Here is a 14,554-nt window from a genome sequence, read left to right as displayed (position 1 = left end):
AAAACATCGCATAAGTGAAACTTACGACAGCCCCGTCGAACCGAAGCCGCCACCCCCGCGGGCGGTCTCGGAGAGGGTTTCGACCTCCTGCACGTCAAAGCGCACGACGTCGGCGATGACGGCCTGAGCGATGCGGTCGCCGTGGTGGATCGTGAAGGGGTCGATACCGAGGTAGTAGAGCCCGACCATGATCTCGCCCCGGTAATCCTCGTCCACCGTGCCGGGGGCGTTGGGGATGATGAATCCGTGCTTCAGCGACAGGCCGGATCGCGGGCGCACCTGCATCTCGGTCCCCGGGGGCAGGGCGACGGCGAAGCCCGTGGGGATCAACCGCAGGGTGCCATGCTCGAACACGACATCTCCGCCGGGAAGGAAGGCGCGCAGGTCCATGCCGGCTGCCCCGGCGGTCGCATAGCCGGGCAGGGGAAGGTCGTTTCCCGGCAGGCGTTGGAACTGGATGCTGCGCGTCATGGTCACCCCCGATTGGCGTTGCGGATGTGCTAGCCGCACGCGCCGCGCGCGTCACTCCCCGGCGTCATGCGCGGCGATCCGGTCGGCGAAGGTGGTCAGCAGCCGGTGCTTGAGGATCTTGCCGGTCGAGGCCGCCGGCAGCGCGTCGACCACGAAGATCGCGCTGGGCCGCTTGTAGGCCGACAGCCGCTCGCGCGCGAAATCCGCCAGGGCGGCGGGGTCGACTCCCCCGCGGGCGGGCTGAACGAAGGCGAGCACATCCTCGTTTCCGTTCCGCGCGCGGCCGATGACGGCACATTGCACCACGTCGAGGTGATCGTTCAGCGCCGCCTCGACCTCGGGCGGGTGGACGTTGAAGCCCGAGCGGATGATCAGCTCCTTCTTGCGGCCGACGATATGCAGCCGGCCCGCATCGTCGATCCGCCCCAGATCGCCGGTCTTGAGCCAGCCTTCGGGATCGAGCGCTTCGGCCGTCAGTTCCGGCAGGCGATAGTAGCCCTTCATCACGTGGGGGCCGCGGGTCTCGATCTCGCCGATGCCATCGCGGTCAGGGGCGGCGATGCGTATCTCGCAGCCGGGCAATGGCGGGCCGACCGAGGTGTCGGGATCCCCGATCGCGTTCCTTGTCGCGCAGACGCCGGCGGTCGTCTCGGTCATGCCGTAACCGTTCTGTAGCGGCAGACCGTAGAATGCCTCGGCCTTGCGCTTCCACGCCGGATCGAGCGGCGCGGCACCGGACGAGACATAGCGCAGCGCGGCCCCTCTCAGCCGTTCGATGCCTTGCGCGGCGGTGTGCGCCATCAGCACGGCATGCATCTGCGGGACCGCGGGCAGGACGGTTGCACCGCCTTGAAGTGCCGCCAGCAGCTTGTCGGGGGCGAACCGCGCCTCGAGCTGCACCTCGGCCCCGGCGACGGCCCCCGCCGTCAGCATCGAGGCAAGGCCGAACACATGGGTCAGGGGCAGCGCGCCGTACAGCCGCTCGCCCGGGACCATCCCGCGCAGCGTCGCCGAGGCGCGACCGGCGAAATTCAGGTTGCCGTGGGTCAGCATGACCCCCTTGGGATCGCCCGTCGTTCCCGTGGTGTAGAGGATGACGGCCGTGTCGTCGGGCGCCTCGAACCGGGCGCCGGGGTCGGTGGTGAGGGCGATCTCGCCATAGGACGTCTGCATCACCTGCGCCCCTGCTGCGTGGGCGCGGGCCTCGGGCGAGGCGTCGGTGGCGAAGACGGTGAGGCGGGGCCGGCAGTGGCCGGCGATGCGGGCGATCTCGGGCGCGGTCATGCGGGCGTTCACCGGGACGAGGCGCGCGCCGATGCGGCTGGTGCCGAAGACCAGCGCGGCCAGCGCGGCAGAGTTCTCGGCCACCGCCATGACCCGGTCGCCGGGCTGGACGCCGTGATCCTTCAGGAGGGTCGCCGCGGCTTCGCTCGCGGCCTTGTATCCCGCCCAGTCGAACGCGATCCCCTGGCTGTCGCGCAACGCGGGGGCAGTCGGACGTTCGGCTGCGTGGCGGTCGATATGGGCGTGGATCAGAGTCATTTCCGGTATTTTCCCCAGTCCGGACGGCGCTTTTCGAGGAAGGCCGAAATCCCTTCGGCCGCCTCGGGCGTGCCTTGGGCGCGGGCCATCGCGTCGCGCTCGGCGTCGAGCTGCTCGTCAGGGTTGCGGTCGAAGGCGGCGTGGGCGAGCGCCTTGATGCGCGTCTGCGTGGTGCGGGGGCCGTGCCCCAGGCGGTGCGCGTGGTGGCGCGCGGCGTCGAGCGCGCCGCCCGTCGCCGTCAGTTCCGACACGGCGCCAAGGGCGTGGAGGCGTGCGGCCGAGATGCTGTCGCCGTGCAGCAGCAGGGGCAGCACGGTGGCAGGCGGCAGGAGGCGCGCGAGGTTGTGCGTCAGGCCGCCATCGGGCGTCAGGCCCGCGCGGATATAGGCGGCGGTGAACTGCGCATCCTCGGCCGCCACGACGATGTCGCAGGCCAGCGCGAGGGCGAAGCCTGCGCCCGCCGCGCCGCCCTCGACCGCCGCGATCACCGGGGCGGGGCAGGCGCGGATCGCGCGGATCACGCCGTGCAGCGCCTCGATCTTTTCGGCCCGCTCGCGTTTCGGCAGCTCGGCGCGGGTGGCGAGCGCGTTCAGGTCGCCGCCGGACGAGAAGTAGCCGCCCGCGCCGGCGAGGATCACCGCGCCCACGTTCCCGTCCGCCCCCGCGCGGTCGAGCGCGTCGTGGAGCGTCGCGTAGTATTCCGGCGTCAGCGCGTTGCGGCGGTCCGGGTTGTCGTTCCAGACGATCAGCGCGTGGTGCCCGGTTTCGATCCGCCCGGTCATGCCGCGCGCAGCCCCGCGAACCGGGCCCGGTGGAACAGCGCGTCGCCGAAGCGGTGATGAACCATCGTCAGCCGCTGCACGAAATGCCCAAGGTCGTATTCCTGCGTAACGCCGATGCCGCCATGCATCTGGATCGCTTCCTCGACCACCTGCTTGGCGACGCGGCAGGTCAGTTCCTTCGCGGCCGAGACGTGGATCTCGCGCGTGGTCCGGTCGGCGTCGAGGTGACCGGCGATGTTGATCGCGGCGGAGCGGACTTGCTCGATCTCGATCAGCAGGTCGGCCATGCGGAATGCGAGGGCCTGGAACTTGATGAGCGGCTGGCCGAACTGGGTGCGGCTTTGCAGGTAGTCGGCAGTCAGGTCGCGGATGCGCTCCATCATGCCGAGGGCCTCGGCGCATTGGGCGGCGATGCCGCGGGCGACGGCAAGTTCGATCTGGGGGAAGGCGTGGCCGGCCTCGCCCAGCAGCGCCTCGCCGGGCAGGCGGACATCCTGAAGCGCGAGTTCGGCCGCGCTGCCGCCGCCGGTCAGGGGGTAGTCGAGCAGGTCTAGCGCGTTGCGCGGCACGAGGAAAAGCGACAGGCCGTCGGTAACGTCGATGTCCCCGGCGGTGCGAGCCGAGACGACGAGGTAGTCCGCTGCCCCGGCATTCACGACGACGCTTTTGCGGCCTGCAAGCACCCAATCTTTGCCGTCCTGCCGTGCCGTAGTCGCAACGCGCGACAGGTCGAAGCGTGCGCCGGGCTCGGAATGGGCGAAGGCCAGCTGCGTGCCGCCGGCGATGATCTCTTCGACATGGGCCGTCTGGCCGGCGTTGCCGAGTTCGGCGATCAGGCGCCCGGCGATCAGGCTTTCGATCAGCGGCTCGGGCGCGCCGGCGCGGCCAAGCTCCTCGAACACCACCATCAGGTCGTAGCCCGCGCCACCGAAGCCGCCCTGGTCCTCGGTGAAGAGGGCGCCTATCACGCCCATCTCGGCCAAGGCGTTCCAGGTGGCTTGCGACCAGGGGGCGTCGCCCTCGACGATTTCCTTCAGGTTCACCGTGTCGGCCAGCATCCGGCGCAGGCCGTCCTGCAGCATCTGACGTTCTTCGGTCAGTTCAAAGCGCATGGTTCAGGCCCCCAGCTTGGTCTTGGCGATGATCTGCCGCTGCACCTCGTTCGATCCGCCATAGATCGAGAGCTTGCGGTTGTTGAAATAGCCGGGCGTCGCCGCGGCCGCGTAGTCGGGGCCGGGCGCCTTGACATTCGAGCCTGGCTCCAGCGCCTCGGACACGAAGGGCATCGCATAAGGGCCGCAGGCGAGGCGGGTGAGGTCGTTCAGCTCCTGCCGGATCTGGGTGCCCTTCACCTTCAACATCGAGCTTTCGACCCCGGGCGCATTGCCCTCGGCAGCGGCCGAGACGACGCGCAGGTTGGTCGTGGCCATCGCCATCAGGTCGATCTCGAGCCGCGCGATCTCGGCCGCGAAAAGCGGGTCCTCGAGCAGGGGCTTGCCGTTCTGGTACTCGAGCCCGGCGATCCGCTTGAGGTTCGCCAATGCCTCGGAGCAGTAGCCGACGCCGGCGATGTTGGTGCGCTCGTGCGTCAGGAGGTACTTGGCGATGGTCCAGCCTTGGTTCTCCTCGCCCACGAGGTTTTCCACGGGCACGCGCACGTCCTTGAACCAGACCTCGTTCACCTCGGCGCCGCCGTCGATCAGGACGATGGGGCGCACCTCGATCCCCGGATCGTTCATGTCGACCAGGAGGAAGCTGATCCCTTCCTGCTTCTTGCCCTCTTTCGAGGTGCGCACGAGGCAGAAGATGTGGTCGGCATATTGTGCCAGAGTGGTCCAGGTCTTCTGGCCGTTGACGATGTAGTGGTCGCCGTCCCTCTCGGCCGTGGTCTTGAGCGAGGCAAGGTCGGACCCGGCGCCGGGCTCGGAGTATCCCTGGCACCACCAATCCTCGCCCGACAGGAGGCGGGGCAGCCAATGCGCCTTCTGCTCGGCCGAGCCGAACTTCATCAGCACAGGGCCCAGCATCGCCACGCCGAAGGGTACGACGCGCGGGGCATGGGCGCGGGCGGTCTCTTCCTCGAAGATGTGCCGCTCGACCGGGTCCCAGCCCGAGCCGCCGTATTCCTTCGGCCAGTGCCCGGCGAACCAGTTCCGCTCTTGCAGGGCGGCGTGCCATTCCTCGTGGTCTTCCTTGGTCAGCCGCTGGCCGAGGCGCACGCGCTCGGAGATATGCTCGGGCAGGCGGTCGCGCAGGAAGGCGCGCAGGTCCTGGCGGAAGTTTTCATGGGCGTCGCTGTAGGTCAGATCCATCGGGGATCTCCTTCTTTGAATGTCATCGCCGGGCGGGGCCGGGGGCGTGGCCCAGGGCGGTTTCAAGCTCGCGCACCGCGGCGCGCAGGGCGGGGCCGACCTCGGCTTCCATCCGGGCGACGGTCAGGTCCTCGGGCAAGGCGCCGCAGGTGAAGACGACGGGCTCGCTGAGGTCGCGGGGGTGGAACGGGGTCGAGACGGCGTGGATGTTCGCCGCGAAATACTCGGCCGGATCGGTGATCGCGAAGCCCCGCGCGAAAAGCTGGTCATAGGCGCTGGCGCGGATCGCGGCGGCTGTTTCGCTCGTCAGGCCACGGTCGCCCTGCGCCTCGTCCACCACGCGGGGCAGCATTTCTTGCGGCAGTGCGCCAAGGTAGCAGGCCCCCGAGGACGACCCCCGGATCGGCACCCGGTGTCCCACGTCGAGCCAGATCGACGACACCCCGGCCGGCCGCCACACCTTGGTCAGCAGAAGCCGCCCCCGGTCGCGCACACCCAGGAGCGCCAGCGTCCGCGTCTCGTCCGCGAGGCGCTGCATGATCGGGCCGGCAAGCTCGACGAAACCGATCGAGGCCGCCGCGACGTTGCCAAGTGCCAGCAGCGCTGGACCGGGGCGATAGCGTTCGCCGTGGCGGGCATGGGTCAGGTAGCCCAGGCTGTGCAGCGTGTAGGTCAGGCGCGAGACGGTGCTTTTCGGCAGGCCGGTGCGCTCGGCGATCTCGGCATTCCCGAGGCCGTCATCGGCGGGGCGGAAGGCGCGCAGGACCGACAGCCCCCGGGCGAGGGTGGTGGCAAAGCGGCGGTCGGTATCGGACATGTCCTTCATTGCATCGTCGCCGGGATCAGGAGGGACAGGGCGGGCACGGCCATGATGATGCCAAGAACGATGATGTCGATCGACAAGAACCGCACGAGGCCCGAGAAGATGCGGTCGATCGGAACCTCCTTACCGACGACCGAGGATATGACGAACACGTTCAGACCCACGGGCGGCGTGATCAATCCGATTTCCAGCAGTTTCACCACGACGACACCGAACCAGATCAGGTCGAGGCCGTAGCTTTCGACCAGCGGCACCATCAGCGGCAGGGTCAGCACCATGATGCCGATCGGGTCGAGGAACATGCCGAGCGCCAGGTAGATCAGGGCGATCACGATCATCAGGACGGCGACGTTTGGCTCGGCGTCGGTGACGGCGCCGACGATCTCGGGCGCGACGCGGGTCAGCGCGATGAAGGCTACGAAGATCTTGGCGGCCGCGGCGATCAGGAAGATGGAGGTCGTCTGAATTGCCGTTTCACGCAGCGCGGCCCAGAAGCTGGCGAGGGTCAGCTTGCCCTGCGCGAAGCCGGTGATCGTGACCAGCGCGACGGACACGGCGGCGGCCTCGGTCGCGGTGAACACGCCGCCATAGATGCCGCCGACGATGACGACGAAGAGGGCGGCGGCGGGCCAGGCCCTCACGGCCGCCCTCCAGCGATCGGCGCCGGTGATCGTGCCCTCGTAGCGGGGGGCGTCCTGCGGCCGGCTGCGCACCCAGAGCCAGATGACGAAGAGGAACCCCAGAAGGCTGAGGATACCCGGCAGCACCCCGGCAAGGAACAGGGCCGAGATCGAGGTCTCGGTGAAGATGCCGTAGATGATGAACAGGACCGAGGGCGGGATCAGCGACCCCAGCGTGCCGCCTGCCGCGACAGAGGCCGTCGCGAGGCGCTTGTCGTAGCCCATGGCCAGCATCTCGGGCGAGCAGATGCGCCCCATGGTCGAGGCGCAGGCGATGGAACTGCCCGAGATCGCCGAGAACCCGCCGCAGCCGACGACGCTGGCCATCGCGACCCCACCGGGGATCTTGGCCAGCCAGACGCGGGCGGCGTGGTAGATCGCCGTCGTGATCTCGGCCCGGTAGGCGATGTGGCCCAGCGCCACGAACAGCGGGATCATCGACAGGTCGTAGCTGTGGATCAGGTCGAACGAGTTCGAGAAGACGAGGCTCGACGTGGGGCGATAGGCCCGTTCCGGCGTGAAGGCACCGGTGCGGAACGCGAAGATGACGAAGGTGCCGACGGTCGCCACCGCCGCGAGAGCGAAGGCGATGGGAACGCGGATCGCCAGAAGGCCGATGACCGCCGCGAAGGCGACGATGCCGACGAGGGTGCCGTCCATGTCAGCCTTCCTCCATGAGGCTGTGTTCGGCCCCGGTCTCGATGTGGTGGCCGTCGGCGACGGTGCGAATGTCCTGCGCGACCTGTATCGCGAGGCGCAGCCAGCAGACGCTGACGCCGAAGAGGAAGATCACCCGGCCCGGCCATTTCGGCAGGTTGAGCTGCCCGAAGTAGAAGGCGCCGCCCTGGATGGCGCTGTGCGCCTCTTTCCAGCCGGCCCAGATCAGCGGCAGCAGGGCGAAGAGGCCGACCACGCCGCCGAAGATCACCAGCCAGTCCTGCACCCGGCGCGGGAAATGCTGGCTGAGGACCTCCACCACGATGTTCGCCCGCGCGGCCACGGTCGCGGCCAGCGGCAGGACGATGGCGGCGACCATCAGCTCGGTCACCATGACCACGGTGTCGGGGACGCCGGTGTTCAGCGTCGCGCGCAGAAGGACGCTGAGCGAGATCAGCAGCCCGAGCGCGGCGATCGCGGCGGCGGCAAGGTCGAGCAGGAAACGCTCGGTCCAGCGAAGCATGACGGCCTCTCGTTCAGGATGTCAGAGGATGCCCGCACCACGGGGGTGCGGGCGGCAAGGATCAGCGGGTCCAGGGGTAGCCCTGGTCCTCGACTTCCTGCGTGTACTGGTCGATCAGCGACTGGTACTCGGACATCAGCGTTTCGCCGTCGATGCCGACATTCGCGGCCGTCTGCTGCCACTGGTCCACGTAGGTCGAGCCCGCCTCGACGAGCTTCTCGCGCTCGGCCTCGGGCAGTTCGACCACCTCGATGCCCTGATCGCGCATCATCTGCACGGCGGCGTCGTTCTCGACCGAGAGGATCTCGCCCAGCTCGTCGGGGATCGCGCGTCCGGCTTCCATCAGCCAGGTCTGCTCTTCCTCGCTGAGGCCGTCGAACACGTCCTTGTTCATGAACACGCCAAGCGCGCCAACCTGGCCCCAGTTCAAGATCGTGTAGCTGTCGATGATCTCTTGCCACTGGAGGGCGGGAACGACGTAGCTGTAGCCCTGCGAACAGTCGATGAGCCCGGAATCCATGCCCTGGTACGCATCGTAGATCGACATGGACACGAGGTTCGCACCCTGGTCCGCGAAAGCCTGCCCGTAGGCGCCGACGCCGCGGACCTTCAGCCCGGCGATATCGTCCACCGAATCAATGGTCGCTCCCTTGCAGCCGACATTGATCTGCGAGGTGGTGAACGTGCCGATATAGACGAGGTTCTGATCGGCCAGGTTCTGCTGGATCTGCTCGTTCGAGCGCATCAGCTCGTCCGTCGCCTTCATGCCGACCCAAGGGTCGGGGTTGTTGATCGGCAGGTCGGCGATGCCGTAGCCGGCCATCTCCTGCGGGAAATAGACGGCGATGATGGTGCCCGCGTCGGCCACGCCGTCGGCGATGCCCGACTTTGCCGCCTCGGCCTTGAAGAGTGCGCCACCCCACTGGATGTCGAAGGTCAGATCGCCTTTGGACAGGCGCTCGACCTCGTCGGCGAAGAAGTTGATCGCATCGGCCCGCGCGCCGCGGTTCGGGCCCGCCTCGCCGAAGAAGAGCGTCGTCTGGGCAGCGGCCGCGCCGGTGCCCAAGGCAAGCGCAAGAGCTGCCGTCGTCAGAAACTTGGTCATGTTTTCCTCCCTTGACCTCGTGTTCCGCAGTGCAGAACCGAGTTTCAATATATCGAATGCTAGAGAGGCCGCGTCCGTTTGTAAACGGCCATGCGCCAAGGCGTCCGTGTTGCGGGGCGCGGCGGGTCGTGGCACTCGGGCAGGAACGTCCGACAGGGGGGCCGAAGCGGCATGACCACCCACAGATCCCTCGGGGTGGCCGCGGTCATCGCGGCCGCTGTTCTGTGGGGCACGACCGGCACGGTGCAGACGCTGCTGCCACCCCTGCGCGAGCCGCTGGCCGTGGGCGCGCTACGGCTGATCTTCGGCGCGGTGGCGCTTCTTGTCCTTGCCATGGCCGATCCGGCGAGCCGCCGCGCGTGGCACCGCCTGCCCTGGCGGGGCGTCCTGTTCGCGGGCGTCTCGATCGGCCTCTACAACCTCTTCTTCTTCTGGGCGGTGACGAAGGCCGGCGTCGGGCCGGGCACCGCCATCGCCATCGGCAGCGCGCCGATCTGGGCGACGCTCTACGAGGTTGCCGTGGCAGGACGGCGGCCGGGGCCCGTCCGCTTGGCCGGACAAGCCGTGTCGGTGCTGGGCGTGGCGATCCTGTCGCTGTCGGGGGGCGGTCCGGCCGGGTCGCTCGTTGGCGTCGGGCTCGCGCTGCTGGCGGGGGCGTCCTACGCCTCGTACTCGCTGGCGACCTCGGCGATCGGGCATCGCGCGCCGAGCACGACCCTTGCGGCGGCAACCTTCGCGGTGGCGGCCGTCTTCACCGCTCCGGTCCTGTTCATGGTTCCGACGGCGTGGATCGTGGGACCGATGGCATGGGGCGCGCTGGCGTTCCTGGGCGTCGCGGCGACGGGGCTGTCCTATGCGCTCTATACCTGGGGGCTGACGCGGGTGGCGGCGTCGACCGCGGTGACGCTGGCCCTGGCCGAGCCGGTGACCGCGTGGCTGCTGGCGACCTTCGCCGTGGGCGAGCCGGTGACGCTGCAAAGCGCGCTGGGCGTGGCGCTGATCCTGGGCGGGTTGGCAGTGGTTACGGGCCGTTCGGACCGGGGCCGCTAGAGCGCGGCAACAAGACCGGGCAGGGCGGCCCAATCCTCGAAAACCGCGCGGTGGGGCAGGGTTTCGACTGCCGCCTTCCGATAGCCGCGGGTGAACAGAAGGAACGGGACGTCGGCCCGCGCGGCGGTCTCGGCGTCGGTCTCGCTGTCGCCGACATAAAGGCTCGGCCCGTCGCCCAGGGCGTCGAGCGCGGCGTGAAGGGGCGCGGGATCGGGTTTGCGGGTGGCAAGGCTGTCGCCACCGATGCGGGTGGCGAACAGGTCCTCCAGCCCGAAATGTCGCAGGACGGCGTCGGCGGGGCCTTCGGGCTTGTTCGTGCAGAGCCCAAGCACATGGCCTGCATCGATCAGCGCACGCAGGGCATCCGTCACACCGTCATACATCTCGGTCAGCTCGACGGCGCCCTGATAACGGGGGAGGAAGGCCGCGTGCAGCCGCTTTTGTTCGGTGTCGGGAATGTCGCGGGCGGCGCGCATCCGGGCGACGAAGACAGAGGTGCCTTCGCCGATGAAGGCGACGGTTTCGGCCAAGGACAGCGGCGCACCGCCTTCCTCTGCCAGCACCGAATTCGCCACGGCGCGAATGTCGGGGGCCGAGTCGACCAGCGTGCCGTCGAGGTCGAAGACGATCCGGGCCATCAACCCTCCTTGTCGATCTTGCGGACGTAGAGCTCCATCCGGTGGGCGACGATCTCGTAGCCCGCCTCGGCGGCAAGCTCGGATTGCAGCCGCTCGATCTGGTCCGAGTGGAACTCGACCACCTCGCCGCTGTCGAGGTCGATCATGTGGTCATGATGCGCCCCGTCCGCCGGCTCGAACCGGGCGGTGTCGTTCTGGAACTGGTGCCGCTGGACGACCCCATGCTCTTCGAGCGCGCTGAGCGTCCGATAGACGGTGGACAGCGAGATCCCCGGCATCTGGTCGGTCGCGCGGCGGTGCAGCTCGACCGCGTCGGGATGGTCGTCCGAGCGCGAAACGATGTCGAGCAACAGCCTGCGCTGCCGCGTGAGGCGGATGCCGCTTTCGCGCAGGGCATCGGTCAGTTTCTCGGCGCGTTCGGCTGGGTTGGACATGGCATCGTAATGCAACGGGTGGGGGCCGGCATCAAGACGTACTTGCAAATCGTTCGCAACTGGTTGAAACCTGCAAACGGTTCCTAAATGCAACTGGAGCACCCAACCGGAGAACCGCCCGTGCCGATCCGCATCCTGACCCTTCTTCTCGCATCCGTTGCGACACCTGTCCTGGCGCAGGACAAGCTGAAGGTCGTGACCACCTTCACGGTTCTTGCCGACATGGCGCAGAACGTCGCCGGCGACGCGGCCGAGGTCGTGTCGGTCACCAAGCCGGGCGCCGAGATCCACGGATACGAACCGACGCCGCAGGACCTCGTGCGCGCCTCGGGGGCCGACCTGATCCTGTGGAACGGACTGAACCTCGAACTGTGGTTCGAGCAGTTCCTCGACAACCTGGGCGACGTTCCCTCGGCTGTGCTGAGCGACGGCATCGACCCGATCCCGATTGCGACGGGGGAATACGAGGGCGCGCCGAACCCCCATGCGTGGATGGGGCTCGAGAACGCCGGGGTCTATATCGACAACATCGCCGCCGCCCTGTCCGAGCACGACCCCGAGAACGCCCAGGCCTATGCCGCCAACGCGGCGGCCTACAAGGACGAGCTGTCGCGCACCATCGCGCCCCTGCGCGCCCGCATCCGCGCGCTGCCCGAAGAGGCGCGCTGGCTGGTGACCTGCGAGGGCGCGTTCAGCTACCTCGCCCGCGATTTCGGGATGCAAGAGCTGTTCCTGTGGCCGATGAACGCCGATCAGGTGGGTACGCCGCAGCAGGTGCGTGCGGTGATCGACGGGGTGCGAGAACACGAAATCCCTGTCGTCTTCTGCGAAAGCACCGTCAACACCGCCCCCGCCGAGCAGGTCGCCCGCGAGACCGGGGCGGCCTATGGGGGCGAGCTTCATGTCGACTCGCTGTCGGCCCCGGATGGCCCGGTGCCCACCTACCTGGACCTGCTGCGCGTCACGGCCGAGACGGTGGCCGACGGCCTGACCCGGGCCGACCGATGAGCGTCGAAAGCGCCCCCTGCACACCCGGCCTCATGGCCGAGGGCGTGACGGTCAGCTACCGCAACGGCCTCACCGCGCTGAATGACGCCAGCCTCGAGGCGCCGCGGGGAAGCGTCACGGCGCTGGTCGGGGTGAACGGTGCGGGAAAGTCGACCCTCTTCAAGGCGTTCATGGGCTTCGTGCCGCTGGCGTCCGGGCGGATTCGCATCCTCGGCCTGCCCGTCCGCGACGCGCTGCGCCAGAACCTCGTGTCCTACGTTCCGCAAGCCGAAGAGGTGGATTGGAGCTTTCCCGTCCTCGTCGAGGATGTGGTGATGATGGGCCGATACGGCCATATGGGGTTCCTGCGCCGCACGAGACCGGCCGACCGGGCGGCCGTGGACACGGCGCTGGGCCGCGTCGGGATGGAGGCGTTTCGGCACCGCCAGATCGGTGAGCTTTCGGGCGGCCAGCGCAAGCGTGTCTTCCTGGCCCGCGCGCTGGCGCAGGACGGGCAGGTCATCCTGCTGGACGAGCCGTTCACGGGGGTCGATGCCGGGACGGAAGAAGCCATCATCGCCCTGATCCGCGAGCTGCGGGCCGAGGGGCGGGTCATGCTGGTCTCGACCCACGACTTGGGGTCCGTTCCGCAATACTGCGACCGGGTTGCGCTGATCCGAGGCACCGTCCTTGCCCAGGGCCCGACCTCCGAGGTCTTCACCCGCGCGAACCTCGAGGCCGCGTTCGGCGGCGCGCTCCGCCGTTTCGCCTTGCCCGGCGATCCGGCGCCCGAGGCGCGGCAGCGCATGGTCGCAGAATGAGCGTGCTCTTCGAGCCTTTCGCCTACACCTACATGACCAACGCCATGTGGGTCTCGGCCCTTGTGGGCGCGGTCTGCGCATTCCTGTCGGCCTACCTGATGCTCAAGGGCTGGTCGCTGATCGGCGACGCCCTCTCCCATTCGGTCGTGCCGGGGGTGGCAGGGGCCTACATGCTGGGCCTGCCCTTCGCGCTGGGCGCGTTCCTGTCCGGAGGGCTGGCGGCTGGCGCGATGCTGTTCCTGTCGAACCGATCGGGACTGAAGATCGACGTCATCATCGGCATGATCTTCACGTCGTTCTTCGGGCTGGGGCTTTTCCTCGTGTCGGTGAACCCGATGGCCGTCTCGGTCCAGACGATCACCATGGGCAACATCCTGGCGATCACCCCCGGAGACACCGTGCAGCTGGCGATCATCGGGATCGTTTCGCTGGCCCTACTCACGGCCAAGTGGAAGGACCTGATGGTCACCTTCTTCGACGAGGCGCACGCCCGCAGCATCGGCCTTCCGGTCGGCGCACTGAAGGCCATGTTCTTCGTGCTGCTTTCGGCCAGTGTCGTTGCGGCGATGCAGACGGTGGGGGCATTCCTGGTGGTCGCCATGGTCGTGACGCCCGGCGCCACGGCCTACCTTCTGTGCGACCGATTTCCCCGGCTGATCCTGTGTTCGATCGCGATCGGCGCGGGGAGTGCCTTCCTTGGCGCCTGGGCGAGCTACTTCCTGAACGGTGCGACGGGCGGGATCATCGTGTCGCTCCAGACGCTCCTGTTCCTTGTCGCCTTCGCCTTCGCGCCGAAGCACGGGATGCTGGCCGCCCGCCGCCGCGCCGCGGCGGGGGAGGGCGCGACATGAACGCCGAGACGCTTCTTCTTCCATTCCAGTTCCCGTTCATGCGTACGGCCTTCCTGATCGGAGCGGTCGTCTCGGTGCCGGCGGCGCTGCTCTCGTGCTTCCTGGTCCTGAAGGGCTGGGCGCTGATGGGCGACGCGATCAGCCACGCGGTGCTGCCCGGCATCGTCCTGGCGCACATCCTGGGCCTGCCGCTGATCGTCGGCGCCTTCGCGGCCGGAATGGCCTGCGCCGTGGCGACGGGGTTCCTGACGGGAAATTCCCGGGTCAAGCCGGACACGGTGCTGGGCGTCGTCTATTCGGGGATGTTCGCGGCGGGGATCGTGCTGTTCGTGTCGGTCGAGACGGGCGTGCATCTAGATCACATCCTGTTCGGCAACATGCTGGGCGTCTCGACGTCGGAACTATGGACCGCCGCCGCGATTTCGGCCGGGGTCGGGGGGGCGATTCTGCTCAAGTGGCGCGACTGGCTGTTGCACGCGTTCGATCCGGCGCAGGCGCGGGCCTCGGGGCTGGCCGTGGGGTGGCTGCATTACGGGATGCTCGCGATGCTGTCTCTGACCATCGTCGCGACCCTCTCGGCGGCGGGGCTGATCCTGGCGATCGGTCTGCTGATCGCGCCCGGCGCCATCGCCTTCCTGACGGCGCGGACGTTCCGGGGCATGCTGATCGTGGCGGTGCTGGCCTGCATGGGGTCGATGCTGCTTGGTACCTACCTGTCGTTCTTCCTCGACAGTGCCCCCGCGCCGACCGCGATCCTGGTGCTGACGGCGCTGTTCGTTGCCGCGTTCCTCAACCGTGCGCTGCGGGGCGCGGCCGCCGCTTAGGTCCGGCTATCGACATTCCCCCCGTGTGCGTGGCTCTCTGGGGCAAACACGGAG

At 68.5% G+C, this 14,554-nt stretch carries 16 protein-coding genes; 5 read left to right on the top strand and 11 right to left on the bottom strand.

Annotation, left to right across the window (positions count from 1 at the left end; genetic code table 11):
• Positions 1-21: 21 nt before the first annotated feature.
• From dut to PAM7066_RS04575, 9 genes are all read right to left on the bottom strand, one after another.
• A complete protein-coding gene (gene dut, locus PAM7066_RS04615; protein ID WP_085853287.1) occupies positions 22-471 on the bottom strand; it encodes a dUTP diphosphatase in 450 nt (149 codons plus the stop codon).
• A gap of 51 nt (positions 472-522) precedes the next feature.
• Complete coding sequence (locus PAM7066_RS04610; RefSeq protein ID WP_085852970.1) at positions 523-2,013, bottom strand: class I adenylate-forming enzyme family protein; 1,491 nt, start codon at positions 2,011-2,013, stop codon at positions 523-525.
• Positions 2,010-2,795, bottom strand: a complete 786-nt coding sequence (locus tag PAM7066_RS04605; RefSeq protein ID WP_085852969.1) for an oxepin-CoA hydrolase, alternative type — start codon at positions 2,793-2,795, stop codon at positions 2,010-2,012. Before PAM7066_RS04605 ends, PAM7066_RS04610 begins: the two co-directional genes overlap by 4 nt.
• Complete coding sequence (locus PAM7066_RS04600; RefSeq protein WP_085852968.1) at positions 2,792-3,907, bottom strand: acyl-CoA dehydrogenase family protein; 1,116 nt, start codon at positions 3,905-3,907, stop codon at positions 2,792-2,794. Before PAM7066_RS04600 ends, PAM7066_RS04605 begins: the two co-directional genes overlap by 4 nt.
• A gap of 3 nt (positions 3,908-3,910) precedes the next feature.
• Entirely contained in the window at positions 3,911-5,107 is a 1,197-nt protein-coding gene (locus PAM7066_RS04595; protein ID WP_085852967.1) for an acyl-CoA dehydrogenase family protein, read from the bottom strand.
• Between the two features lie 22 nt (positions 5,108-5,129).
• Positions 5,130-5,924 carry an IclR family transcriptional regulator gene (locus PAM7066_RS04590; protein ID WP_306456056.1) on the bottom strand — a complete coding sequence of 265 codons (795 nt, stop codon included), beginning with the start codon at positions 5,922-5,924 and terminating at the stop codon, positions 5,130-5,132.
• Between the two features lie 5 nt (positions 5,925-5,929).
• Positions 5,930-7,270, bottom strand: coding sequence for a TRAP transporter large permease (locus PAM7066_RS04585; RefSeq protein ID WP_085852965.1), 1,341 nt, complete (start codon positions 7,268-7,270; stop codon positions 5,930-5,932).
• A gap of 1 nt (position 7,271) precedes the next feature.
• On the bottom strand, positions 7,272-7,790 hold the full coding sequence (locus PAM7066_RS04580) for a TRAP transporter small permease (protein ID WP_085852964.1): 519 nt from the start codon (positions 7,788-7,790) through the stop codon (positions 7,272-7,274).
• Between the two features lie 61 nt (positions 7,791-7,851).
• A complete protein-coding gene (locus PAM7066_RS04575) occupies positions 7,852-8,895 on the bottom strand; it encodes a C4-dicarboxylate TRAP transporter substrate-binding protein (protein ID WP_085852963.1) in 1,044 nt (347 codons plus the stop codon).
• Positions 8,896-9,066: 171 nt separating this feature from the next.
• Between PAM7066_RS04575 and PAM7066_RS04570 the strand changes: the two genes are divergently transcribed.
• Positions 9,067-9,945 carry a DMT family transporter gene (locus tag PAM7066_RS04570; protein ID WP_085852962.1) on the top strand — a complete coding sequence of 293 codons (879 nt, stop codon included), beginning with the start codon at positions 9,067-9,069 and terminating at the stop codon, positions 9,943-9,945.
• On the opposite strand, the gene gph is transcribed toward PAM7066_RS04570, so the two are convergent.
• Entirely contained in the window at positions 9,942-10,583 is a 642-nt protein-coding gene (gene gph / locus PAM7066_RS04565; RefSeq protein WP_085852961.1) for a phosphoglycolate phosphatase, read from the bottom strand. The genes PAM7066_RS04570 and gph overlap by 4 nt on opposite strands.
• Positions 10,583-11,017 carry a Fur family transcriptional regulator gene (locus PAM7066_RS04560; protein ID WP_085853286.1) on the bottom strand — a complete coding sequence of 145 codons (435 nt, stop codon included), beginning with the start codon at positions 11,015-11,017 and terminating at the stop codon, positions 10,583-10,585. The genes gph and PAM7066_RS04560 overlap by 1 nt, the downstream gene beginning before the upstream one ends.
• 120 nt (positions 11,018-11,137) lie before the next feature.
• Between PAM7066_RS04560 and PAM7066_RS04555 the strand changes: the two genes are divergently transcribed.
• From PAM7066_RS04555 to PAM7066_RS04540, 4 genes are read left to right on the top strand one after another with little or no spacing between them, the layout of a single operon-like run.
• On the top strand, positions 11,138-12,025 hold the full coding sequence (locus PAM7066_RS04555) for a metal ABC transporter substrate-binding protein (protein ID WP_370738077.1): 888 nt from the start codon (positions 11,138-11,140) through the stop codon (positions 12,023-12,025).
• Complete coding sequence (locus tag PAM7066_RS04550; RefSeq protein ID WP_085852959.1) at positions 12,022-12,825, top strand: manganese/iron ABC transporter ATP-binding protein; 804 nt, start codon at positions 12,022-12,024, stop codon at positions 12,823-12,825. The genes PAM7066_RS04555 and PAM7066_RS04550 overlap by 4 nt, the downstream gene beginning before the upstream one ends.
• Positions 12,822-13,676: a metal ABC transporter permease gene (locus PAM7066_RS04545; protein WP_085852958.1), complete on the top strand. Its 855-nt coding sequence runs from the start codon at positions 12,822-12,824 to the stop codon at positions 13,674-13,676. Before PAM7066_RS04550 ends, PAM7066_RS04545 begins: the two co-directional genes overlap by 4 nt.
• Positions 13,673-14,500: a metal ABC transporter permease gene (locus PAM7066_RS04540; protein WP_085852957.1), complete on the top strand. Its 828-nt coding sequence runs from the start codon at positions 13,673-13,675 to the stop codon at positions 14,498-14,500. The genes PAM7066_RS04545 and PAM7066_RS04540 overlap by 4 nt, the downstream gene beginning before the upstream one ends.
• The last annotated feature ends 54 nt before the right edge of the window (positions 14,501-14,554 follow it).

The organism is Palleronia marisminoris (assembly GCF_900172315.1).
GTDB lineage: Bacteria > Pseudomonadota > Alphaproteobacteria > Rhodobacterales > Rhodobacteraceae > Palleronia > Palleronia marisminoris.
This window is presented reverse-complemented; position numbering and strand designations above follow the sequence as displayed.

Coding starts and splice junctions, on each gene's coding strand:
- dut (WP_085853287.1), bottom strand. CDS start 471: ATGACGCGCAGCATCCAGTTCCAACGCCTGCCGGGAAACGACCTTCCC.
- PAM7066_RS04610 (WP_085852970.1), bottom strand. CDS start 2,013: ATGACTCTGATCCACGCCCATATCGACCGCCACGCAGCCGAACGTCCG.
- PAM7066_RS04605 (WP_085852969.1), bottom strand. CDS start 2,795: ATGACCGGGCGGATCGAAACCGGGCACCACGCGCTGATCGTCTGGAAC.
- PAM7066_RS04600 (WP_085852968.1), bottom strand. CDS start 3,907: ATGCGCTTTGAACTGACCGAAGAACGTCAGATGCTGCAGGACGGCCTG.
- PAM7066_RS04595 (WP_085852967.1), bottom strand. CDS start 5,107: ATGGATCTGACCTACAGCGACGCCCATGAAAACTTCCGCCAGGACCTG.
- PAM7066_RS04590 (WP_306456056.1), bottom strand. CDS start 5,924: ATGTCCGATACCGACCGCCGCTTTGCCACCACCCTCGCCCGGGGGCTG.
- PAM7066_RS04585 (WP_085852965.1), bottom strand. CDS start 7,270: ATGGACGGCACCCTCGTCGGCATCGTCGCCTTCGCGGCGGTCATCGGC.
- PAM7066_RS04580 (WP_085852964.1), bottom strand. CDS start 7,790: ATGCTTCGCTGGACCGAGCGTTTCCTGCTCGACCTTGCCGCCGCCGCG.
- PAM7066_RS04575 (WP_085852963.1), bottom strand. CDS start 8,895: ATGACCAAGTTTCTGACGACGGCAGCTCTTGCGCTTGCCTTGGGCACC.
- PAM7066_RS04570 (WP_085852962.1), top strand. CDS start 9,067: ATGACCACCCACAGATCCCTCGGGGTGGCCGCGGTCATCGCGGCCGCT.
- gph (WP_085852961.1), bottom strand. CDS start 10,583: ATGGCCCGGATCGTCTTCGACCTCGACGGCACGCTGGTCGACTCGGCC.
- PAM7066_RS04560 (WP_085853286.1), bottom strand. CDS start 11,017: ATGTCCAACCCAGCCGAACGCGCCGAGAAACTGACCGATGCCCTGCGC.
- PAM7066_RS04550 (WP_085852959.1), top strand. CDS start 12,022: ATGAGCGTCGAAAGCGCCCCCTGCACACCCGGCCTCATGGCCGAGGGC.
- PAM7066_RS04545 (WP_085852958.1), top strand. CDS start 12,822: ATGAGCGTGCTCTTCGAGCCTTTCGCCTACACCTACATGACCAACGCC.
- PAM7066_RS04540 (WP_085852957.1), top strand. CDS start 13,673: ATGAACGCCGAGACGCTTCTTCTTCCATTCCAGTTCCCGTTCATGCGT.